At 60.5% G+C, this 21,175-nt stretch carries 18 protein-coding genes; 7 read left to right on the plus strand and 11 right to left on the minus strand.

Annotation, left to right across the window (positions count from 1 at the left end; all coding sequences use genetic code 11):
- Window positions 1–453 precede the first annotated feature (453 nt).
- The 4 genes from FV139_RS20800 to ilvY form a co-directional block, all read right to left on the minus strand.
- Window positions 454–1,041 carry a protein-methionine-sulfoxide reductase heme-binding subunit MsrQ gene (locus FV139_RS20800; RefSeq protein WP_148070423.1) on the minus strand — a complete coding sequence of 196 codons (588 nt, stop codon included), beginning with the start codon at window positions 1,039–1,041 and terminating at the stop codon, window positions 454–456.
- Window positions 1,041–2,018, minus strand: a complete 978-nt coding sequence (gene msrP / locus FV139_RS20805) for a protein-methionine-sulfoxide reductase catalytic subunit MsrP (RefSeq protein WP_148070424.1) — start codon at window positions 2,016–2,018, stop codon at window positions 1,041–1,043. Before msrP ends, FV139_RS20800 begins: the two co-directional genes overlap by 1 nt.
- A gap of 114 nt (window positions 2,019–2,132) precedes the next feature.
- Window positions 2,133–2,990, minus strand: coding sequence for a CDP-diacylglycerol--serine O-phosphatidyltransferase (gene pssA / locus FV139_RS20810; RefSeq protein WP_148070425.1), 858 nt, complete (start codon window positions 2,988–2,990; stop codon window positions 2,133–2,135).
- Window positions 2,991–3,023: 33 nt separating this feature from the next.
- Window positions 3,024–3,932, minus strand: coding sequence for an HTH-type transcriptional activator IlvY (gene ilvY, locus FV139_RS20815; RefSeq protein WP_148070426.1), 909 nt, complete (start codon window positions 3,930–3,932; stop codon window positions 3,024–3,026).
- 130 nt (window positions 3,933–4,062) lie between these two features.
- On the opposite strand from ilvY, the gene ilvC reads away from it, so the two are divergent.
- Window positions 4,063–5,535, plus strand: coding sequence for a ketol-acid reductoisomerase (ilvC, locus tag FV139_RS20820; RefSeq protein ID WP_148070427.1), 1,473 nt, complete (start codon window positions 4,063–4,065; stop codon window positions 5,533–5,535).
- An 87-nt stretch (window positions 5,536–5,622) separates the two neighbouring features.
- Here the strand turns inward: ilvC and FV139_RS20825 are convergent, their stop codons facing one another.
- A complete protein-coding gene (locus FV139_RS20825) occupies window positions 5,623–7,311 on the minus strand; it encodes a choice-of-anchor I family protein (RefSeq protein WP_148070428.1) in 1,689 nt (562 codons plus the stop codon).
- 151 nt (window positions 7,312–7,462) lie between these two features.
- On the opposite strand from FV139_RS20825, the gene FV139_RS20830 reads away from it, so the two are divergent.
- The 3 genes from FV139_RS20830 to FV139_RS20840 all read left to right on the plus strand — a co-directional run bounded on the left by FV139_RS20830 (window position 7,463) and on the right by FV139_RS20840 (window position 10,928).
- The gene (locus FV139_RS20830; protein WP_148070429.1) at window positions 7,463–8,659 is read left to right on the plus strand and encodes a dipeptidase; all 1,197 of its coding nucleotides are present in this window, start codon (window positions 7,463–7,465) and stop codon (window positions 8,657–8,659) included.
- A gap of 91 nt (window positions 8,660–8,750) precedes the next feature.
- Window positions 8,751–9,626 (plus strand): winged helix-turn-helix domain-containing protein, encoded by an 876-nt coding sequence (locus tag FV139_RS20835; RefSeq protein WP_148070430.1) that lies wholly within the window; start codon window positions 8,751–8,753, stop codon window positions 9,624–9,626.
- Between the two features lie 24 nt (window positions 9,627–9,650).
- Complete coding sequence (locus tag FV139_RS20840) at window positions 9,651–10,928, plus strand: M24 family metallopeptidase (protein ID WP_148070431.1); 1,278 nt, start codon at window positions 9,651–9,653, stop codon at window positions 10,926–10,928.
- Between the two features lie 95 nt (window positions 10,929–11,023).
- Here FV139_RS20840 and minE read toward each other — a convergent pair whose 3' ends face one another.
- From minE to FV139_RS20865, 5 genes are all read right to left on the minus strand, one after another.
- A complete protein-coding gene (gene minE / locus FV139_RS20845; RefSeq protein ID WP_148070432.1) occupies window positions 11,024–11,275 on the minus strand; it encodes a cell division topological specificity factor MinE in 252 nt (83 codons plus the stop codon).
- Window positions 11,272–12,087, minus strand: a complete 816-nt coding sequence (gene minD / locus FV139_RS20850) for a septum site-determining protein MinD (RefSeq protein WP_148070433.1) — start codon at window positions 12,085–12,087, stop codon at window positions 11,272–11,274. The genes minE and minD overlap by 4 nt, the downstream gene beginning before the upstream one ends.
- Before the next feature lie 43 nt (window positions 12,088–12,130).
- Window positions 12,131–12,865 carry a septum site-determining protein MinC gene (gene minC / locus FV139_RS20855; RefSeq protein WP_148070434.1) on the minus strand — a complete coding sequence of 245 codons (735 nt, stop codon included), beginning with the start codon at window positions 12,863–12,865 and terminating at the stop codon, window positions 12,131–12,133.
- A 200-nt stretch (window positions 12,866–13,065) separates the two neighbouring features.
- Complete coding sequence (locus FV139_RS20860; protein ID WP_235898754.1) at window positions 13,066–14,865, minus strand: DUF885 domain-containing protein; 1,800 nt, start codon at window positions 14,863–14,865, stop codon at window positions 13,066–13,068.
- Between the two features lie 106 nt (window positions 14,866–14,971).
- The gene (locus tag FV139_RS20865) at window positions 14,972–15,928 is read right to left on the minus strand and encodes a C69 family dipeptidase (RefSeq protein WP_148070435.1); all 957 of its coding nucleotides are present in this window, start codon (window positions 15,926–15,928) and stop codon (window positions 14,972–14,974) included.
- A gap of 285 nt (window positions 15,929–16,213) precedes the next feature.
- On the opposite strand from FV139_RS20865, the gene FV139_RS20870 reads away from it, so the two are divergent.
- The gene (locus FV139_RS20870) at window positions 16,214–16,522 is read left to right on the plus strand and encodes a hypothetical protein (protein WP_148070436.1); all 309 of its coding nucleotides are present in this window, start codon (window positions 16,214–16,216) and stop codon (window positions 16,520–16,522) included.
- 86 nt (window positions 16,523–16,608) lie between these two features.
- Here the strand turns inward: FV139_RS20870 and FV139_RS20875 are convergent, their stop codons facing one another.
- Window positions 16,609–17,952, minus strand: coding sequence for a mechanosensitive ion channel family protein (locus FV139_RS20875; RefSeq protein ID WP_148070437.1), 1,344 nt, complete (start codon window positions 17,950–17,952; stop codon window positions 16,609–16,611).
- A gap of 94 nt (window positions 17,953–18,046) precedes the next feature.
- Between FV139_RS20875 and FV139_RS20880 the strand changes: the two genes are divergently transcribed.
- Both FV139_RS20880 and FV139_RS20885 read left to right on the plus strand, forming a co-directional pair.
- Entirely contained in the window at window positions 18,047–18,514 is a 468-nt protein-coding gene (locus tag FV139_RS20880; protein ID WP_148070438.1) for an EVE domain-containing protein, read from the plus strand.
- 133 nt (window positions 18,515–18,647) lie between these two features.
- On the plus strand, window positions 18,648–21,128 hold the full coding sequence (locus FV139_RS20885) for a TonB-dependent receptor (protein WP_148070439.1): 2,481 nt from the start codon (window positions 18,648–18,650) through the stop codon (window positions 21,126–21,128).
- Window positions 21,129–21,175 lie beyond the last annotated feature (47 nt).

The following is a 21,175-nucleotide window of genomic DNA, read 5'->3' on the forward strand; positions in this document are numbered from 1 at the left end:
GATAATAGTCGTAGCTACTACCTCAACAAGTGCCCACACATCTGTCTTCGTCTGCTTGTTAATCAGCCCCTGACCGCTTGGGTTCAGGGTGTTCGGTGAAGGCCTTGCCTCAACCGAGGACGCGCATTATACGGATCGTTTTGAACTTGGCAACTGATTTTTTGCAATTTTTTGCTTCGATCGTTGCCGTTACGATCACTCCACCTTTTAGCCTAAGCTATTGAAACTGAATCAGTTTCCAGGTGACCTTCGAGAGGACTTTGCGTCCCGACCTCGTCGAAGGGAGGCGAACTATACGCAGATCAAATCTGCCTCGCAAGTCCTTTTTTGTAAAAGATTTTCAAATCTTTTACTGCTCCGGAAAGTGGTAAAAACCAGTTCCGGGAGCGCCTCAACGCGAGGTGCGCATTCTACGCAAAACCGACCTCGGCGCAAGCCCGTTTGGAAAAAATTTCAGGCTTTCGCCAAGCCTGGCCAAAAAGTGCGCAAACGCCAGCCGAGCAACGCAGCCACAATCACGATATAGACCAGGGCCTCACCAATATCCGACCGCGCCTGCCACAACAGATGGAGACAGGCGAGTACCGCCGCCGGGTAGATCAACCGATGCAGGCGCTGCCAATTGCGACGCAATCGCCGCTGCCAGCCACGGGTGGAGGTCAGTGCCAGGGGCAGCAGCAAACTCCAGGCCGCAAAACCCACGGTGATGTAGGGCCGTTCTGCCAACTCTTCTAACAGGATGCTGCCAGACCAACCCAGGTAGAAATGGGCGAAAGTGGCGAGGTGAACACAGGCGTAAAAGAACGCGTACAGGCCAAGCATCCGCCGCAGACGCATAACGAGCGACCAGCCTGTCCACTGACGCAGGGGCGAAACCAGCAGGGTCAGGGCCAGCAAGCGCAGGGACCACTCCCCGGTCTCCAGCATGATGGTCTTGGCAGGGTCAGGCCCCAGTCCGCCGGTAACAGCCCCCTTCAAGAGAACGGCAAATGGCACAAGGCAGAGCAGGAAGATCCCCAGCCGAATGAGCTTGTCCCTCATCAGTAGTACTTGCGCAGGTCCATGCCCTGATAGAGCTCAGCCACCTGCGCTTCGTAGCCATTGAACATCCTGGTAGCAATGCGGTTCGGGCTGAACAGGGTCGAGGGCAGCCGGCGTTCGTAGCGCTGGCTCCAGCGCGGGTGATCCACCTCTGGGTTCACGTTGGAGTAGAAGCCATACTCGCGCGGTGCCAGCGTCTGCCAGGACGTCGCAGGCTGACGGTCGACCAGGTTGATACTGACAATGGACTTGATGCTTTTGAAGCCATACTTCCAGGGTACGACCAGCCGCAGGGGGGCCCCGTTCTGGTTGGGCAGGGTCTTGCCATACAGCCCTACCGCCAACAGGGTCAGCGGGTGCATGGCCTCGTCCAACCTCAGCCCTTCACGGTAGGGCCAATCAATAATACTGGTCAGCGAGCGGGTGCCGCTCATTTCGTCGGGGCGATAGAGGGTGCGGAACTCGACAAATTTGGCGTCACTGCCGGGTTCGAAGCGCTGCAGCAAATCCGCCAGGGGAAAGCCGACCCAGGGAATGACCATTGACCAGGCCTCTACGCATCGCAAGCGGTAGGTGCGCTCCTCGAGATCGAAGCTGCCCAGAATATCTTCCAGATACAACTTGCCCGGCTTGTTCACCAGCCCCCCCACTTCCACGGACCAGGGGTCGGTCGTCATGGTGTGGGCATTGCGCGCCGGGTCCGACTTGTCGGTACCAAACTCGTAAAAGTTGTTGTAGCCGCTGACGTCTCCATAGGGGGTCAGCTTTTCGTCGGTCTGAAAAGCCTCGGGGCCTGCTGCCGCAGCCAGTTCACGTCGGGTATCCGGCGCATTGGCACGCGCCGGGTTCGTACCGCCCAGGGCGAGGGCGGAGAGTCCCAGACCCGCAGCGGACATCAGCTGACGACGATTGAGGTAGACAGCCTCCGGGGTAATTTCACTCGAGGCAATAGAGGGGTACTGGTAGCGCTTGGCCATATCTTGCTCCCTGCTCAGAATGGAGGCGTCGCCCCGTCCATAAGGACGCTCTCTTGCGATAACGACACTTACTTCTTTCAGAGGCCGGGAGCACCGGAAGGTTCCCTCTCCGGGTCAGTCGGCCCCGCCCCGACGCTGCCGCCATTTGCGCAATTGCATGACAGGCCCCGAGACCGCATAGACCAGAAAGGCCAGCAGAAATATCAGCGGCGGATCCAGGGTGACCAACCCGAACACCAGCACCACGAGGATAATCACCACGAAGGGAACCCGCCCCCGGAAATCGACACCCTTGAAACTGTAGTAGGGGAAGTTGGCAATCATCAAAAACCCGACAGCCGCAGTGAGCAGGGCCACCACGATGGAAACCTCGGTCGGGAGTGCAGCCCCCACCCAGCCCTGGTCGTGGCATACCCAGACGGTGCTGGCAATGATCGCCGCCGCCGCGGGGCTGGCCAGGCCGGTAAAGTAATTCTTGTCGGCGGTATCAATGCGCGTGTTGAAGCGCGCCAACCGTAAAGCGGCGCAGGCCACATAGATAAATGATGCGCTCCAACCAAATTTACCGAGATCGCCCAACGCCCAACTGAACATGACCAGGGCAGGTGCCACACCAAAGGACACCATGTCCGCAAGGCTGTCATACTCGGCACCGAACTTGCTCGTGGTATGGGTCAACCTGGCGATACGGCCGTCCAGCCCATCGAGGACACCGGCGGCGAATATGGCTATGGGAGCGCTTTCGAAATCACCGCGCATCGCTGCGATGACCGCATAAAAGCCCGCAAACAGCGCGCCCGTTGTAAACAGGTTGGGCAGCAGGTAGATACCCTGACGCCGCACGGTGCGGCCGTTTTCCGACACTTCCTCCTCATGCTCATCCACCAGCAGGTCGAGGGAGGGGGCGACGCCGGAGGTGGTGCCTGTTTTTTTGTCCTCAGCGCCGTGTTCCGGGGTTTCGTGCTGTGTCATGGTGACTCCACCAGAAAGGGGGCGGCCATTGTATCAAACTGCCGGGGCAAAGGCGTTGGCGGCGACGCCCCAGAATGCTTTTACTCGCGGGTCCTCCAGGGTGCCGCGTGCGGCGCACAGGCCGATACCGAGTGCCGGCAGGGGCTGCCACACCGACATCGCACTGACACGCCCGACCAGCCCACTGGTACGCACCACCAGTTCAGGCGCTATCCCCACCCCCAGGCCCAGTCCGACCATGGCCACTACCGCCTCATGCCCTGCCACCTGGGCGTAGATCCGCGGCCGGATGCCCTGCTCCTCGAACCACTGCTCCAGCATGTCCCGGGTGGCGCCGCGTTCGGGGACGATGAAGGGCAGGCCTCCCCAGTCGAAATCCGGCGCGGCACTATCTCCCTGCAGGGCCTGGCGGCGCACCGCACAGTCCGCCGCCGGCATGCAGAACAACATCGGGCTCTCCAGCAATTGCAGGTAGCTGAGGCGCCGGGGCAAAGAGGAAGGCCGCCCGGTCACCGCCACATCATGCTGGCCGGCAAGCACTTTATCCACGGCATCGGCCGGGTCACCGGTATGCAACTGCACATCCACCCCGGGGTGAAGATTGCGAAAGGCCTCCAGGATCGGCGCCAGGATACTGTAGGTAGCGGTTACCGAGCAGTAGAGGCTGACCTCCCCCACCAGGTCCTCCCCGCCGCCGAGTTGGCGACGCGTCTGCTCCCAGTCGTCCAACGTGCGACCGGCGTAGTCGCGAAAATCCCGCCCCACCGATGTCAACCGGACATTGCGTTTATCGCGCTCCAGCAGGGTGTGCCCCACCGCCTCCTCGAGCCGTTGCACACTGCGACTGACAGCGCTGACGCTAAGGTGCAGCTGCTCCGCACTGCGACTAAAATTCAGGGTGTCTGCGACCGACAGAAACACCTGCAGGCTGCGTAGGTCCACGGCACCGATCTCCCGGCCAGAATTTAATTGCAATATACGCAATACTCTTTCCTAAATATAGCGTTTTACGCAAACATGGTTTTGCCGTATTGTGCCGTCCTTTCAATCCCGCAAGACAGAGGTGCCTCCCATGGGCCAGAACTACTTCAACACCCTGCCGCTGCGCCTGCAGCTGGAAGAACTCGGCAAGTGCCGCTTCATGGACCGCAGCGAATTTGCCGATGGCGTGGAAGCGCTGCGCGGCAAGAGCATTGTCATCGTGGGCTGTGGCGCCCAGGGCCTGAACCAGGGCCTCAACCTGCGCGACAGCGGCCTGGACGTGTCCTACGCCCTGCGTGAAGCCGCCATCAGCGAGCAGCGCCAGTCCTGGAAGAACGCCACCGAGAACGGCTTCACTGTCGGCACCTACGAGGAGCTGATTCCCACCGCCGATGTGGTCATGAACCTCACTCCCGACAAGCAGCACACCAGTGTCGTCACCGCCGTCATGCCGCTGATGAAGGAAGGCGCCTGCCTGGATTACGCCCACGGCTTCAACCTGGTTGAAGAAGGCATGCAGATCCGCAAGGACATCACCGTCGTGATGATGTGCCCGAAATGCCCGGGCACCGAGGTGCGCGAGGAATACAAGCGCGGATTTGGCGTTCCGACCCTGATCGCGGTACACCGCGAGAACGATCCGGAAGGCAAGGGCATGGACATCGCCAAGGCGCTGGCAGCGGGCACCGGTGGCCACCGCGCCGGGGTACTGGAGTCCTCCCCGATCGCCGAGGTGAAATCCGACCTGATGGGCGAGCAGACCATCCTCTGCGGTATGCTGCAGACTGGTTCCATCCTGTGCTTCGACAAGATGGTCGCCAAGGGCATCGACACCAGCTACGCCTCCAAGCTGATCCAGTACGGCTGGGAGACGATCACCGAGGGCCTCAAGCACGGCGGCATCACCAACATGATGGATCGCCTGTCCAACCCCGCCAAGGTCCGCGCCTTCCACCTGGCTGAAGAGCTCAAGGACATCATGCGTCCCCTGTACGAGAAGCACCAGGACGACATCATGAGTGGCCACTTCTCTACGACCATGATGCAGGACTGGGCCAATGACGACGCCAACCTGCTGCAATGGCGCGCCGCGACTGCCGATACTGCTTTCGAACAGTCCACCAACACCGATGCCGAGATCACCGAGCAGGAGTACTACGACCACGGCATCCTGATGGTCGCCATGGTCAAAGCGGGCGTCGAGCTGGCCTACGAAACCATGGTGGCCGCAGGCATCAAGGACGAATCCGCCTACTACGAGTCGCTGCACGAAACGCCGCTGATCGCCAACACCATCGCCCGCAAGAAGCTGTACGAGATGAACGTGGTCATCTCCGATACCGCGGAGTACGGCTGCTACCTGTTTGATCATGCCTGTCGCCCGCTGCTGGCGGACTTCATGACCAACATCGATACCGACGTCATCGGCAAGAGCATTGCCGGCGACAACGGCGTTGACAACCAGGAACTGATCGCGGTGAACGACGCGATTCGCAACCACCCGGTTGAAGTGGTCGGTAAGAAACTGCGCGGCTACATGACGGCAATGAAGCGTATCGTCTGATTGTATACGCAAAAAAGGCCCGGATGACGGGCCCTTGAACTGACGATAACCCCCGGCACTCACCGGGGGTTATTTTTTATGGTCGCTTTATTGCGCTACCACCCGGTAGATGGTGGTCGTCCCGCTGATCTCATTGCCTACAACCAGCAGCGGCTCTCCTGTCGGAGAATCCTCTTCCGGGATAAATACCAGGCCTTCAGGACCCAGGTCACCCACGGTAGAAACAGCTGATTCGACGTCTTCCTCGACATCCTCAACGCTGAAGTTTCGATTGTTGACATAACCCACGTACTGGCTGTCTTCGGGCGTGGTGACATCGAAAATCATGACACCACCAACGCGCTCCAACCCGACAAACGCATACTGCTTACCGCGCACCTTGCCAACCACAACGCCTTCCGGCTCCGGACCCTTGTCATCACTGCGGTCGTCAAAGGATCCATTTTCATCGTTGGTGCTGTTGAAGTTGGAGGGATCAGCGAGTGCGGTCTGCTGCTCGATAATGTCACCTGAATCCCAAACGAGCTCGCCAGATGCGCTCCAGATGCTGATGGAACGTGCCCCGTAGCTGTACAGTTTGGTGTAGACACCGTCACCGGCGTGCCCCTCGGTGGCAACGATCTTGAGACGGCCCAGTTGCTCGTTCTCCTGCAGATACTCCGCATTGGGAAACACCTCGTCATCCAGCACGATATCCTTTACGCGTGCCTCGTCGAGGTAAATACATTCACCGTCGTCGTACTCGTAATAGGGGGCGTCGGGGCAGTCTTCTTCCGTGCTGTCGAATATGTACTCGCGGCCATCACCCTCGTTGGCCGTAACCAGGTAGGTTTGTCCGCGGGTCGTGTAGCTGGTCATTCCATCCGGCATGTACAGGCCCGACACAGGCCAGTTCATTATGTTGATCGAATCGTCCCGGTTACTGGGATCCAGTCCCTGGCCCGGCAGGCTGTGATCCTTTGCTCCCAGCGGATATAGCGCGATAACGGTTGCAGACGGTATATCGACCTCCGCAATCGCATTGTTCTCCTGCAGTGTTACCCAGGCGGTACGCGAGTCCCGGGAGGTAGCGATAAACTCCGGCTCGAGGTCCTGCGCCACGGTGTTACCGGCTACTGGACTCGAGATACGAACACCTTCGGGAACGTTACTGCTGTTAAAAGCCTTGAAGTCCGCCGTGGCGACAACGGGCGTTTCAGCGCCGTTACGCAAGTCGACTATGGTGATAGAACCCTCAGGGTCAACCTGGTAGTCATCACTGGGCTCACCCTCGTTTGCCACCAGAAGATAGTTGCCGTTGTGGGTAAATGTGACGGCGTCCGGAAGCGCTCCGGCAACGACCGCGCTGACGAACTCACCCTCAGTGCTGTAGAAGGCCACCCAGCCGCTCGCCTGTTTGTCATCGTGCTCAACGGCCACTGCTACCAGGCCGGCGTGCACCGCAACACTGTTGACACCGCCAATAGCGCCGGCATCAGGCACGATGCCATTGGCAAACATGTCCTGGGCCACATCCAGTTGCCCCAGCCGAGCCGGCGCTTCCGGATTCCCCAGGTCGAGCACGTCGACCTGGCCGAGGTTGGAATTGATCACGAACAGCCGCTGCCCTCGCGCGTCATGAGCAATGATTTCTGCTGCACCATCGTCAAAACTGCCGGCTTCGGTCGTGGCGTCAAAGGAACCCAAGAGATCCAGAGTTACCCCTTTTTCCGGCTTGGCGTAGGCAATATTGCAAATAGCCGCCACGCTGGCGGCAAGAATAAGGCGCTGAAACATCTCAAGACTCCTGTCAGTTATCGAAAAAAGTCGATACTAGGGCTCCAAGATGTCGAAATTATGACCGTTTGATGGCACTTCCCACGAGAAGGCTTCGGTTTTCGGACACGCTGAAGTAACCTTTCCCAACAAACTCAACAAGGATGCTTACATGCCGCATAAAACCCTCGCAGCGCTGACTGCCGTGCTACTCGGCGCGACGTCGTCAATGGCTATGGCCGATAAAAACCTGGATCGCGCGGAGGCGCTCACCAGGAAATACCTGCTGATCGATACTCACATCGACGTCCCCTACCGCGTCCACGATCACTGGGAGGACGTCACTGCAGCCACTGAAGACGGCGAGTTCGACTATCCCCGGGCCGTTGCTGGAGGCCTCAACGTACCGTTCATGTCGATCTACACCCCGCCTTCCAGCGAGCTGGACGGCAGCGCCTACAACCTGGCCAACACCCTGATTGACCAGGTCGAAGCCATCGTGGCCAGAGCACCGGACAGGTTCGCCATCGCCAGGTCACCGGCGGATGTCGACGCCCAATTTGCCGAGGGCAAGATTTCCCTGGCACTGGGCATGGAGAACGGCGCACCGATCGCCGGCGAGCTCGACAACCTGCGCCATTTCCGCGATCGCGGTGTCAGCTACATCACCCTGGCTCACGGACTCTCCAACCACATCAGCGACTCATCCTACGACGAGGTGCGTTTCTGGAACGGGCTTAGCCCCTTCGGTGTGGAACTGGTAGCGGCGATGAACCAGGCCGGGGTCATGGTGGACATTTCCCACCTCTCCGACGCCGCGGCACTCGAAGCGATCAAGCTGAGCAAAGTACCGGTGATCGCCTCCCACTCCTCGATGCGGAAATTCACCCCCGAATTCGAGCGCAACATGAATGACGATCTGCTGAAGGCCCTGGCCCGGCGGGATGGCGTTATCATGATCAACTTCGGCTCGAGCTTTCTCACCGCCAAGGCCAACCAGTACATGAAGACCTTTGGTGAGACCGCCGACACTTATGCCAAGCGCTACGGTCTCGCGGATCACTCCGCAGAAATGGAAACCTTCGAAGCACAATACCGGGGCCGGCAACCCTTCCCCTTCGCCACGGTGAGTGATGTGGCCGATCATATCGACCATGCAGTCAAGGTCGCCGGTATCGAGCATGTAGGCCTCGGTTCCGACTACGACGGCGTCGGCGACAGCCTGCCCATCGGCCTGAAGGACGTGTCGACCTACCCCAATCTCGTCGCGGAATTGCTGCGCCGCAGGTACAGTGACTCGGACATCGAGAAACTGCTCGGCGGCAACCTGATGCGCGTGTGGCGTGAGGTTACCGCTGCGGCCCATTGACGCATAATTTTCAGCGCTGGCTGGCGCAGCCGATAATCCCGGTCCATAGTTACCGCTAGTGTTCCTTATGTAATCGGTGGTGCGGGGGCACATGAGCCGACTTATCCTGTTTGGCGATTGGCAGTTCAGACCAGATACCCAGACCTTGAGCCGGGGCGATAGCAGCGAAACGCTGGAGCCCCGGGTAGCCCGGCTACTTGAGCACTTTCTGGCGCATCCGGGCGAGGTGCAAACCCACGACGACCTGATTGACGCCGTGTGGGATGGCCGGGTGGTCTCCAACGAGGCGGTGCGACGCGCGGTCTCCTCGCTACGTCATGCCCTGAGCAACGGTGGTGATGAGCACCCGATTCGCACGATTCACCGAAAAGGCTATGTCGCGGAGCTGCCACCCGCCCGCGAGGTGGCAGAAGTACCTTCCCCCGCGGTCCAGCCAGCCAAGCGCAATTATCGCTTCCGGATTATTGGCCTCTGCACACTGTTCGGCCTTCTGGTTACCGCCTACCTGCTTAACCCGCCCACCTCCATCATGGATGAGCCCACAGAAGAGGTTGCCGGGGTTCGCAGTATTGCGGTACTGCCCTTTACCGACCTGAGCCCGCAGCAGCAGCCGGGGCACTTCGCCCTCGGGCTCGCTGATGAATTGATCAGCGAACTGGCGCGCTACGGCGGATTCCAGGTGGCGGCACGCAGTGCGTCCTTCCGTTATGGCGGCGACAACCTCGACGCCCAGCAACTGGGGCAGGCCCTCGGGGTTCGCTATATTATCGAGGGTAATGTCAGGCGCGAGGGCAACCGGGTACGAATCGGTGCCACACTCATTGATACCGATAGCGGCTACCGGCTATGGTCCCAACAGTACGACCGCACCCTGTCTTCACGCCTGGAATTGCAACGGGAAATCGCCCAGGAAGTCGCCCGAACCCTGCGCGTGGTATTGGTAGAGGCCCCCACGACGGCCAGCTGACAGTATTGAGCATAAGGAGAAGTAATGGCATTGAAGCGACGCGACCTGTTCAAGGCTGGAGCCGCCGCCGGTTCACTGGCGATGTTGTCCTCAGGGGCGGCACATAGCGAACCCGCCCGCACCCTCAAGCCCATCACCGGCGACGTCGAGCCGATCAGCGTGAGCGAACGGCGGCAACGGATTGCGCGGGCACAGGGGCTCATGCAGCACCTGAAAATCGATGCGCTGCTGCTGGAACCCGGCTCGGCGATGCTGTATTTCACCGGCATCAGCTGGTGGCGCAGTGAACGCCTCACCGCGGTGATCCTGCCAAAGGAGGGCGATATCACCGTGATTACGCCTTTCTTCGAAGAACCCAGTGTCAGGGAGTCGATGACTTTTGGCGACGATGTGCGGACCTGGCACGAAAACGAAGATCCCTTCGCCCTCCTCGCCGGCCTGTTCCGGGAGCACCGCCTCAGCAGCCCCCGCATCGCGCTGGAGGGCAGCGTGCGCTATTTCGTCGTTGAAGGGATCGAGCGCTCCCTGCCTGGCGCCCACCTCACTGGAGGAGAGGCCATCACCCGCGCGTGCCGCATGTTGAAGAGTCCCGCCGAACTTGCCCTGATGCACAAGGCCAACGAAGTGACCCTTACCGCTTACGCTCACGTGTACGCAAAACTGGAAAAGGGGATGCAACCGGAGGACGTCAACGCCATGATGCGGTCAGCCCAGGCCGAGCTCGGGGGCAGCGGAATCTGGACGATGGCACTGTTCGGTGAGGCCAGCGCCTACCCTCACGGTTCCGGACAACCCCAGGAGATTCGCGAAGGACAGATTGTCCTGATGGACTGCGGGTGTGCCGTTGAGGGCTACCAGTCGGACATCTCCCGCACCTTTGTCTATGGCGAACCCAGTGCAGAGCAGGAGCGTGTATGGCAGCTGGTGCGCAGGGGGCAGGACATCGCCCTCACTGCCGCGCGACCGGGCGCCGCTGCAGGAACGGTGGACGATGCGGTGCGCACGTACTACACCGCCCAGGGCTTTGGTCCCGGCTACCAGTTACCCGGGCTGAGCACCCGCACCGGGCACGGCATCGGCATGGACGGCCACGAACAGATCAATTTCGTGCAGGGGGAGGAGACTCCCCTCGTCGAGGGCATGTGCTTCTCCAACGAACCCGGCATTTATATCCCGGGCAAGTTCGGCGTCCGTCTGGAAGACTGCCTGCACATGGGTGCCACTGGCCCGGTGTGGTTTACCGTGCCACCGGACAGCCTCGCCGAGCCGATCGGGAAAATGGGACCGGCTATCGAGGCCTGACGTCGGCCCATGGACAGGGCCCCGTCCGCGGGGCAGCAGCGCTATACCCACGCCCGGGACACCCTGGTCCCGGGGCGCTCTGGCAGCGGTCTCGCCTATCCCGGCAGGGTGACGTTCAGCTCCAGTACCGAGCAGTTGCCGTTCTCGTCCAACTGGACCTGGACATCGTCCTGCTCCACGGGAACGTACTTGCGGATCACCTCGAGGATTTCCTGCTGCATGGCGGGCAGGTAATCCGGCTGGTTACGCTGGCCGCGCTCATGCGCCACGATAACCTGCAGGCGCTCTTTCGCAGTGGCGGCAGACGACGCCGGCCGCTTGCTGCGAAAGTAATCGAGAAAACTCATCCCCGCCCTCCCAGCAGGCGCTTGAAGAAGCCCTGCTTCTCTTCGTCCAGGAACCGGTGGGCGCGGTCTTCGCCCAGCAGACGGTCCACCGCGTCGCTGTATGCCTGGCCGGCCAGCGCCTCGCTGTTGAGGATCACCGGCTCGCCCTGGTTGGATGCTTTGAGGACATCCTGCGACTCGGGAATCACACCCAGCAGCGGAATCGCCAGAATATCCTCGACGTCCGCCACGCTCAACATTTCACCGGCGCTCACCCGGGCAGGATTATAACGGGTCAGCAGCAGGTGCTCCTTCACCGCGTCCTGGCCCTCCCGGGCACGCAGGGACTTGCTCTGCAGGATGCCGAGGATGCGGTCGGAGTCACGCACGGAGGACACTTCGGGGTTGGTGACCACAATGGCTTCATCGGCAAAGTACAGCGCCATCTGGGCGCCCTTCTCGATCCCCGCGGGAGAGTCGCAGACGATGTAGTCAAAGCGCTGCTTCAATTCCGCCAGCACCTTGGCGACGCCCTCCTCGGTGAGTGCATCCTTATCCCGGGTCTGCGACGCGGGAAGGATGTAGAGACCCTCGGTGCGCTTGTCCTTGATCAGTGCCTGGTTGAGCGTCGCTTCGCCGTTGATCACATTGACGAAGTCATAGACCACGCGCCGCTCACAGCCCATGATCAGGTCGAGATTACGCAAACCCACATCGAAATCGATGATAACCGTACTGTGCCCGCGCTGGGCCAGACCGGTGCCGATGGCGGCGCTACTGGTGGTTTTACCGACCCCGCCTTTGCCGGAGGTCACTACGATGATTCTTGCCACTGAGGGGCTCCTGTAACGGTTGGTAGTTATGAAATGAGAAGTACTACAGCGCGGAAACGCTCAGCACATCACCATCCAGGCTGACCTGGGCGGGTTTGCGCAGAATACTGTCGCCCAGCGCATCGCTGAGCAGGAAGTGCCCGGCCACCGAGATCAGCTCGGCGTCCATGTGCTGGCAGAAGATCCGCGCCGAGGCGTCCCCGTGGACCCCGGCCAGGGCGCGACCCCGCAGGGCGCCATATATATGGATATTGCCATCGGCCAGCACTTCTGCGCCCTCGGAGACGGGCGCGAGCACGATCAGGTCGCCACCCTCCGCGTAAATCTGCTGGCCTGAACGTACCGGGCGGGTAATGGTCCGGGTGGGACGCACGCTGGAGACCGGTTGCTGTTCGGTGCGCACCTTGATCTCGGGCGCCTCGGGGGCACTCTCTGCGGGCATCTCGAGAGGCTTGCCGCGCCCGCCGCCGGCGGGGAGCAGAGCCAGGCCGGTATCAGTCGCCGCACTCTGCAGCGCCTCGGGAACCGCCCTGAAAGCTATGGGGCGCAGGCCCTGGTCACGACAGTGGTCGAGCATGCCGCCCAGGTCCACAGCGGTGCCGTCATCGGCACTGAGTGGCTCGAGACTGATAACCACGGGTGACCCCTGAAACAGGGCCGGCGCCTGGGCAACGCGCTCGGCGAGCAGGCCCGGGAAGGCATCGGGTACGTACTGGTGAAGCTCGAGAACGACAACGGTGACGGTGCTGCCTTTCAGCAGGAAGTCAGGGGAACTCATACAGCGGAGACTACTTCTTATACAGCAGAATAAGGGCGTCATTATGGAGCGCCCCCGACAGGAGTCAACCTGATTCGCCCCTCGCCCCACCCGGACGGGCGGGCACATCAGGAAACCGTAACGGCCGGGGAGCCTGGAGTACCGAAGCGGCGGCAAAGTGAGACACGCTCACCTGCCGGCCGGCAGTCGGTGAAGTACAATCAGGCTGCTTCGGGAAGGTCTGCGTAGGGGTTGGGACCGCCAGCTGCAATCCAGGCGTCCAGTTCCGCCTCGAGCACCGGCAGGGGTACGGAGCCCAGGCCGAGGATCACATCGTGAAAGTAGCGCTGATCAAAATCGGTCCCCAGCGCCGCTTCCGCCTCAGCGCGTTTGCGGCGTATCAGCATCTCCCCCAGTTTGTAGGCCAGGGCCTGGCCCGGCCAGGAGATATAGCGATCGACTTCCGTGGTCACCTCGTGGGTCGACAAGGCGGTGCGCTCCCCCAGATACGCAAGGGCACGGTCGCGGCTCCAGCCGAAGTAGTGCACGCCGGTATCGATCACCAATCGGCACGCGCGCCACATTTCATAGGAGAGCCGGCCAAAGTCTTCATAGGGTGTTTCATACACGCCCATCCGGGTACCCAGCCACTCGGTGTAGAGTCCCCAGCCTTCACCATACCCGGAAAAGTAATTGTCGCGGCGGAAACGCGGCACCTCTCCCGGAGCTTCCTCGGCGATTGCCGCCTGCAGGGCATGGCCAGGGGCGCATTCATGCAGGGTCAGGGCGGGCAGGTTGAACAGGGGACGCGAGGGCAGGTCATAAGTATTCATCAGGCAGCTGTTGAGTCCGCCGCGGCCGCTGGTGTAGAAGGGCGCGATCGCGTCCGGTACCGGCAGGATGGTAAAGCGGCGGCGAGGCAGGAAGCCGAGCACTTCTCCCATCTTGCCGTCAGCCCGCTTGGCCACGTAGGAAGAGTAGGAAAGCAGTTCCCGGGGCGTTTTGGCATAGAAGCGGGGGTCGGTACGCAGAAACTCTATAAAGGCCTGCAAGTCACCCTCGAAGCCGGTACGCGCAATCACCTCGGCCATTTCAGCCTGGATCCGCTCCACCTCGGCCAGCCCCTGCTTGTGGATTTCCTCCGGGGTGAGATCGAGGGTGGTGTATGCCTGTATCTGGGACTGGTAAAAGGCCTCGCCATCGGGCAGGTCCCGGGCGGCGAGGCTGGTACGCGCCTGTTTCAAATACACATTGCGCATAAAGTCCAGGACCTCGCTGTAGGCCGGCACCACGGCCTCGGCTACCGCCGCCAGCGCCGCGCTGCGCAGAGCCTCCTGGTCCGCAGCGCCGATGGAAGCCGGCATATCCGCTATCGGCGTCCAGAAAGGATTGTCCTGCCCGGCCACAAGGTAAGCCTCCAGCGACTTCTCGCGACCGATCAGGGTCACCCGGGGCACGCTGTAGCCCCGCGCCAGCCCGGCGCGCATATTGGCAAGGTTTTCTGCAAAGAAGCGCGGCAGGTCGCGCAGCCGGGCGATATAGCGGTGATAGGCTTCTACGTCAGAGAATCCACCCTGGCGCGGGAACAGGCCGGTCCAGAAGAAACTGTCGGAGTTCAGGGGGGCCTCGTAGGTTTTGTAGCGCACTTCCTCGGCCAGGGTCGTGACGATCTGGCGGAAGGTGGCCGCATTGATCTGCTCCGCCCGGCTCAGGTCCTCCAGTGGGAGCGCGTCAAGTTCGGCAAGCGCCGCATCCCAGTAGGCCAGATTGGTTCGCTGGGTAGCCGGGTCGACCCGGGGCCAGCGCTCGCCCAGTTGCCATTCCCCTTCATCATCCAGCACTTTACCCAGCATCTCCTGACGCCACTGGTACTCACGTTCATACAGGGCTTGCAGGCGGCTGTCGGCTGCCGACACCGCAGCTTCGCTGGACTGGGTAGTCGCATAGGCCGCCAGTGGTAGCCCGGTCAGTGGTACGGAGCCCAGTAGCAGGGCCAGGGCAAATCGGGGAATCGCTTGCACCAAGAGTATCTCCTGTGGATCGGTGAGCACCGGCACGAACGTGCCGGCGTTGAAGTGCACCTATGGTAGAGCGCCCTCGCCCCCTGTCAACGCCACCCGGCTGACCTCAAGTCTTGAACAACAGCTCCCGGAACTCGCCGCTGCAGGGCTGCCCCTCGCTGTACCAGACTCTCGGCAGCCCGGAAAACCCGACTTTCACCAACATGGAGGCAGCGGTGCGGGCCCGTTCCCCGCGACCATGAACACAGATGTCTCCCCGCCGGCCCGGGGCCTGGCCCGCATGCCGACCCAACAGCACCATGAAATGGTTCTGGTCGGGCGCCGCCAGGCCACTGAGCGCCTTGAGTCCTGCAGCCATCGTTTGCTGGCGCCGCCTGGCGCTGGACGGCGCACCGGGCCAGCGACGCGCAAACGCCCCGGAAAAATGAAAAGGTTCCCCGGCCGGGGCCCAGTGCTTGTCACGCGCGTAGTCTTCCGCCCCGGAAGCGGCCAGATCAAAGGTCTCACCAATTTCCATACAGTCCGAGCGCGCTGCATACCCCGGCACGCGCCGGGCAGCCCACCAGGTACCTGCCGTCTCCAGCTCCCAGGCTTCGTGGAAGTCGGCAATGATGAAGCTACTGTCATAGCCGTTAAGGGCGGGCAGCCGGAGCGAGGCTCCCTGCCCATAGCGCTCTACGGCCCGGGTGATGATGTCCCGGGCATCCCGGGAACTGCGGGCCTGCTCCAGCGCGAGCCTGACCAGGTCGCCACCGGACACCCCGGGCTTTCCACGGCCGGCCAGTTTTGTGCCTGCGAGGTGACACCCCACTACGACGCCGTGCTGGTTGACGCCCATCTGGGCGCCCCAACCACCGACGCTGCCGCTGGCGAAGTGGGAAAGTCGCGTATCGGCACCTTCCAGCTCGATAAAGGTCCCATGCCGGGCCAGCGTCTGCCCCCTGGACAGGGGGGTAAAGGACAGCGCCTGTGCTACCGATGGCGGTGAGTGTGTATTTTTACCAAACCAGATCGCACTTTCTGTGCGAAAAATAAAGCTGTCCGAAAAAATCTCCTGACCCAAACCTCACCTCTCTGCATGCACCGTCATAGTGCACATCTGTCGCCAGCCCGACGAAAAACCGCCAAAATCGCACCATCTGGACGCAATTCGCGTTACCTCGTGTAACGTATAGGTGCAAGACATTGATTACTATACATTTTTTAATCATCCAGGGCCCCCGGCCAGCCCAGTGCCACCGCTCGCAGGGCTTGCTTTTCACTGCGAAAGTGTGGATATTGGTAACACATCGCGGTAACGCGATCGCCTTTTAACCTGTATTGACCCTTAGAGACCGAGGTAACACCGATGAAACATTTCCTTGCAATCCCTGCCTTTGTACTGGCTGCCAGCGCGATGGCTGAGTGCCCCGCCACCATGCCCTCCGACGCCCCCGCCATCCCCAGCGGCCAAAGCGCTACCCACGAAGAAATGTACCACGCCCAGGTTGCCGTCAACGCATATGTCGACGCCATCGAAGGCTACCTGGACTGCCGCTCAGAACTGCACCCCCTGCAACACAGCCGCAGTGTCTACCTGGCGGAAACTGCTGCAGAAGCCTACAACGCTGAACTGACCAAGTTCCGTGCCCGGGAAAACATGCTCGCCACCAACTGAGCCTGACGCCCCGGATCGACGCTGGACCGCGATAACATAACGAGGCGGTCTGCGCCAACCTCCCCCGCTCCATTCGCTCCAATCCTTCAACTACTTGCCTTATCCTGTTCGCCGCCCGTTGTGGGTGGAACAGCCTGATCCTCAGACGACTCTGGCTCCTCCTTCACCACTTCCGGTATGTTCGGCGTATTGCCATCACGCACTGCGCGATAAGCCGGTGAAGTGATCTCCACCTGGTGACCGTGAAACTCATCGAGGATATTGGCGTGCAGGTCCGAATAGATTCGCGGCAGCACTTCCGGCTTGCGGGTCCAGCCATTGACCTCGTAAGTCACGTAGTTGTCGTCCAGGGAGGTCTGCAGCACAAAGGGCTCCGGATGGCTGGAGATATTTTCCGTCCGCTTTGCCGCAGCCACCAGTAACTCACTGACCCGCTGCCAGGGTACGTCGTAACCAATGGTGACACAGCTGTGGACCAACAACCCGGTCTGGCCCAGGTTCTTGCTGTAGTTGATAACGTTGCTATTGAGCACCAATGAATTCGGGATCGAAACAATCACGTTTTTCAACGTCTGGATGCGGGTAACAAAAGTGCTTCGTTCGACGATCCGGCCCCGCACATCCCCCACCTCCACCTGGTCCCCCACCTGGAAGGCCCGGGTATAGGTCAGCACCACACCGGCCACGACGTTGGCCACTGCCGTTGTGGAACCGAGCGAGAGTAAAACCCCGACAAAAATCGAAATACCCTGGAATGCAGGCGAGCTCGAACCCGGCAGATAGGGAAAGACAATCACCGCGGTCAGTGCGTAGATCAATAGACGGATAATGCCGAAACTGGTGTGGGCCCACTCCGGGTAAAAGTTGCGCAGGTGGATACGGCGGCTGGAGATGCCGTCGAAAATCAATCCGATTGTTCGCACTGTGAAGCGCGCCACCAGGAGGATAACAAGGATCGTCGCAAGATTTGGCAGGTAGCCAACAAACCCATTCCAGACGTACTGAAACGCGTGTAGCACCATCACCATCAGGTGGGCTGCCAGGTCCATCGTCCAGTCGGAGGTCATCAGCAAGCCAATGAGGGCCGACACACCGAACGACAGCGACAGCAACCAGCCCGCAATGCGCCACACGTTCATCCAGAAGTGCTGCATCTCTTCCGCTGTCACCAGGTCCTGGGCCTGCCAGCGCAGCGGGCGAAAGCGGCTGGCAGGCATGTCGGCCATGCGATGCAGCCTGCGGCTGACGATGAACCTGCTGACCAAAAGCAACAGAACGGATATACCCGCCAGGGCGGCGGCAATTAACAGTCGGATCAGGGGATCGGATTCGTCGAGCCGGGTAAAGAAGGCCAGTAGCGCATTGACTTCCGGCAGGGTATCAATAAGGTCAGCCGTCGCGCTCTGGGCCACGGATTCCGGTTCCGACATGGTTCGGGTTGCCCGTTGAAGACAGGTATGTTCATCTTAACAGGCAGTATCGATACCGCCAGAAGGTGGTTGAAGTTTTTGGAGATTCCCGGCAATGGCTTACTGGCTACTGAAAACTGAACCCGACGAATACAGCATTGACGACCTGCGCAATGAGCCCTCCGGCCATGCCCGCTGGGACGGCATCCGCAACTACCAGGCGCGAAATCTGCTGCGGGACGAGGTCTCCCGCGGCGATGAGGTGCTGATCTACCACAGCCAGTGCAAGCCGGTAGGCGTCGTGGGCTGTGGTGAGGTCACCCGGGAGGCCTATCCCGACCCCGCCCAGTTCGATCCCGAGAACCACTATTTCGACCCGAAGGCCAGCCCTGAATCACCGCGCTGGTTCTGCGTGGACATTCGCTTCAAGGCGGCCTTCCCACGGACAGTGCAACTGGCCGAGATCAAGCGCGAGCCTTCCCTGGCCGATATGGTGTTACTGCGCCAGGGGCGGCTGTCCGTGCAACCTGTGCGTGAGGCGGAATGGCAACACATCCTGGCGATGGCCGCCAGATCACAGTAAACCCGGGTCGAAGCTGCATGGGAAAACCCATTGTAGTTTGCTGCCAAATTCCCCTAACATGACCCTCAAGGCCCCGCGCTGCTACCTCATCACGCCGGCCCAATACCTATAAAAATTGAAAAGAGGATCCATCATGTCAGTGTCGTTTCACCGTGCACCGCTATTTATCGCTATTTCCCTGGCCGGCACAGCAGGCCTGAGCCACGCGCAACAACTCGAAGAAGTCATTGTCACCGCGCAAAAGCGGGCGGAAAGCCTGCAGGACGTTCCGATTTCCGTTTCCGCCGTCCAGGGCGACAAACTGCAGGAAGCCGGCATACCCAATATGGCGGCCCTGGCAGACTACGTGCCCAACCTGCACATCGCCTCGGCTTCCGTTAACACCAACATCTACATGCGCGGCGTGGGCTCCGGTAACAACCAGGGCTTCGAGCAGTCTGTCGGCATGTACGTCGACGGTATCTACATGGGGCGCGGACGCCAGTATCGCGCCGGCTTCCTCGACGTCGAACGGGTGGAAGTGCTGCGAGGCCCGCAGGGTACCCTGTTTGGTAAAAACACCGTGGCCGGCGCCGTCAATATCATCTCGCGCTCACCGGACCCCAGCGACGAACTGTCCGGGGATATCGCTGTTTCCCTGGAATCGTTTAGTGGCAAGCAGTTCGAAGGTGGGATAGAGGCCCCTATAGGTGAGACTTTCGCCGCTCGCCTGGCTTTCAAAGTACGGGAAACCGACGGCTACGTAGACAACACCCTGCTTGACGAACCAGAGGGCCAGATCGATGAAGACTCCTACCGCCTGACCCTGGTCTGGCAGCCGACAGACACCCTGGATATTAATTTCAAGTACAGCAACACCCAGTTTGAGCGTATTGGGGCACCATCGGCTACCAAGTTCTACATTGACCAGGCGACGCGGGATGAGTTGTTTCCCAACCGCTCTGCCTTCGCCAATATCGCGTACCTCCTGACCGACACCTTCTACCCGGAAATCGTCCGCGAAGGGCGCAAGGAGTTCGTCACCTTCAAGGACAATGGCTACGGACAAAGTCAGTCCGATGGTATCGGTATCGGGATAAACCCCGATTCCAATGACGAGGACTACGACAACTTCGTTCTCAACGTGGACTGGGATGTGGGGGGCGGAACCCTCACATCCGTCACGGGGTACTCGGAGTACCAGTATATCGACGGGGTGGATGTGGACTGGCTGCCCCTGCAGTTCATCCACCGGGACGACGACCAGACCTTTGACCAGTTCAGCCAGGAATTCCGCTTCACCTCACCCGGCGGCGAGTTCTTTGACTATGTTGCTGGCGCCTACTTCGAGAAGAGTGAACTGGAATTCGACCGCAGGGTAACCATCGACACCAACATGGATGGCCTGGTGCCCCAATTACTGGGTGCCAACAGCCTGTTTACAGTACTGACCGGCGGCGCCTATCCGGCCAACCAGATTGCGCGTAACCACTACTACAACCTGGAGTCGGAGTCCTACGCCCTGTTCGGCCAGGGTACCTTCAACCTGAGCGATACATTCCGGGTGACCGTCGGCCTGCGCTACACGGAGGAGAAAAAGGACGTCATCAGCAGCCAGTTCCTTAGCGATGACCTGACAGGCATCGACAATCCCTCCGACAATTTCTTCCTCGGGTTTATCGAAGCCACGAGTTTCAACACCTATCGCTACAATTTCAATGATGACCGCACCACCGACAAGTGGATTCCCTCGGTCAACGTCCAGTGGGATGTGGGAGACAGCATGCTCTACGCGACCTTCTCCCAGGGCTTCAAGAGCGGTGGCTTCACCGCCGCGGATGACCAGGAACCGGGACAACTGGATATCGCCACCTACCCCTGCGTACCCGGCCAGCCCATCGAAGCCTGCTATGACCCGACGGTACCCAACGACGACTTCGAGTTTGAGGATGAGGAAGTGGATGCCTTCGAAATCGGTGGCAAGCACAGCCTGCTCGGCGGCGGCATGACCATCAACTGGGCGGCGTTTTATACCCTCTATGACAACCTGCAAACCTCCATCTTCAAAGGCGTAGGTTTCGGGGTTACCAATGCGGGCAAATCAGAAGTGACCGGCATCGAAGTCGACATGCTCTGGCAAGCCACCGACAACCTGCGTGTAGGACTTAACGGTGCCTGGCTGGATGCGACGTACGACGAGTTCGAGAACGGCCCCTGCAACGCCATCCAGCTCGATGTCGATCAGTTCTGCGGCTCGTCTCTCGGGTTTACCAGCAATGACCTGAGCGGCGAGAAGACCCTTTATGCCTCGGATTGGAGTGCGACCGCCTTCTTTGATTACGTCTACCCCTTCAATAGCGGCCTGGAGCTGTTCCTGGGTGGTGAGGCGAACTACCGCGACGATTTCAGCTCCTCCGGTGATAACGACCCCATCGACTTCGTCGAAGCGTACACCAAGGTCAACTTGCGGGCGGGATTGCGCTCGGAGCACTGGGAGGTCATGGCCTACGGCCGCAACATTTTTGACGAGGAGGCCTTCGCCCAGGGCTTTGATACCCCGGTACTGGCGGGTACCCACACCCAGTTTATGGAGGAAGCGCGGGTGTACGGGGTGCGCCTGAAGTTCAACTTCTGATACACCGGGGCGTGTTCGCCCCGCTTCAAGAGCATAAAAAAACCGCG

Source organism: Parahaliea maris, from assembly GCF_008064665.1.
GTDB classification, from domain to species: Bacteria; Pseudomonadota; Gammaproteobacteria; order Pseudomonadales; family Halieaceae; genus Parahaliea; species Parahaliea maris.

Excerpts from the sequence above, each read along its gene's own strand:
- pssA (WP_148070425.1), bottom strand. The coding sequence starts at position 2,990 with ATGACACAGCACGAAACCCCGGAACACGGCGCTGAGGACAAAAAAACA.
- minC (WP_148070434.1), bottom strand. The coding sequence starts at position 12,865 with ATGAGTTCCCCTGACTTCCTGCTGAAAGGCAGCACCGTCACCGTTGTC.
- FV139_RS20875 (WP_148070437.1), bottom strand. The coding sequence starts at position 17,952 with ATGTCGGAACCGGAATCCGTGGCCCAGAGCGCGACGGCTGACCTTATT.
- FV139_RS20825 (WP_148070428.1), bottom strand. The coding sequence starts at position 7,311 with ATGTTTCAGCGCCTTATTCTTGCCGCCAGCGTGGCGGCTATTTGCAAT.
- msrP (WP_148070424.1), bottom strand. The coding sequence starts at position 2,018 with ATGGCCAAGCGCTACCAGTACCCCTCTATTGCCTCGAGTGAAATTACC.
- ilvC (WP_148070427.1), top strand. The coding sequence starts at position 4,063 with ATGGGCCAGAACTACTTCAACACCCTGCCGCTGCGCCTGCAGCTGGAA.
- FV139_RS20840 (WP_148070431.1), top strand. The coding sequence starts at position 9,651 with ATGGCATTGAAGCGACGCGACCTGTTCAAGGCTGGAGCCGCCGCCGGT.
- FV139_RS20830 (WP_148070429.1), top strand. The coding sequence starts at position 7,463 with ATGCCGCATAAAACCCTCGCAGCGCTGACTGCCGTGCTACTCGGCGCG.
- FV139_RS20800 (WP_148070423.1), bottom strand. The coding sequence starts at position 1,041 with ATGAGGGACAAGCTCATTCGGCTGGGGATCTTCCTGCTCTGCCTTGTG.
- FV139_RS20870 (WP_148070436.1), top strand. The coding sequence starts at position 16,214 with ATGAAACATTTCCTTGCAATCCCTGCCTTTGTACTGGCTGCCAGCGCG.
- FV139_RS20885 (WP_148070439.1), top strand. The coding sequence starts at position 18,648 with ATGTCAGTGTCGTTTCACCGTGCACCGCTATTTATCGCTATTTCCCTG.
- FV139_RS20880 (WP_148070438.1), top strand. The coding sequence starts at position 18,047 with ATGGCTTACTGGCTACTGAAAACTGAACCCGACGAATACAGCATTGAC.
- FV139_RS20835 (WP_148070430.1), top strand. The coding sequence starts at position 8,751 with ATGAGCCGACTTATCCTGTTTGGCGATTGGCAGTTCAGACCAGATACC.
- minE (WP_148070432.1), bottom strand. The coding sequence starts at position 11,275 with ATGAGTTTTCTCGATTACTTTCGCAGCAAGCGGCCGGCGTCGTCTGCC.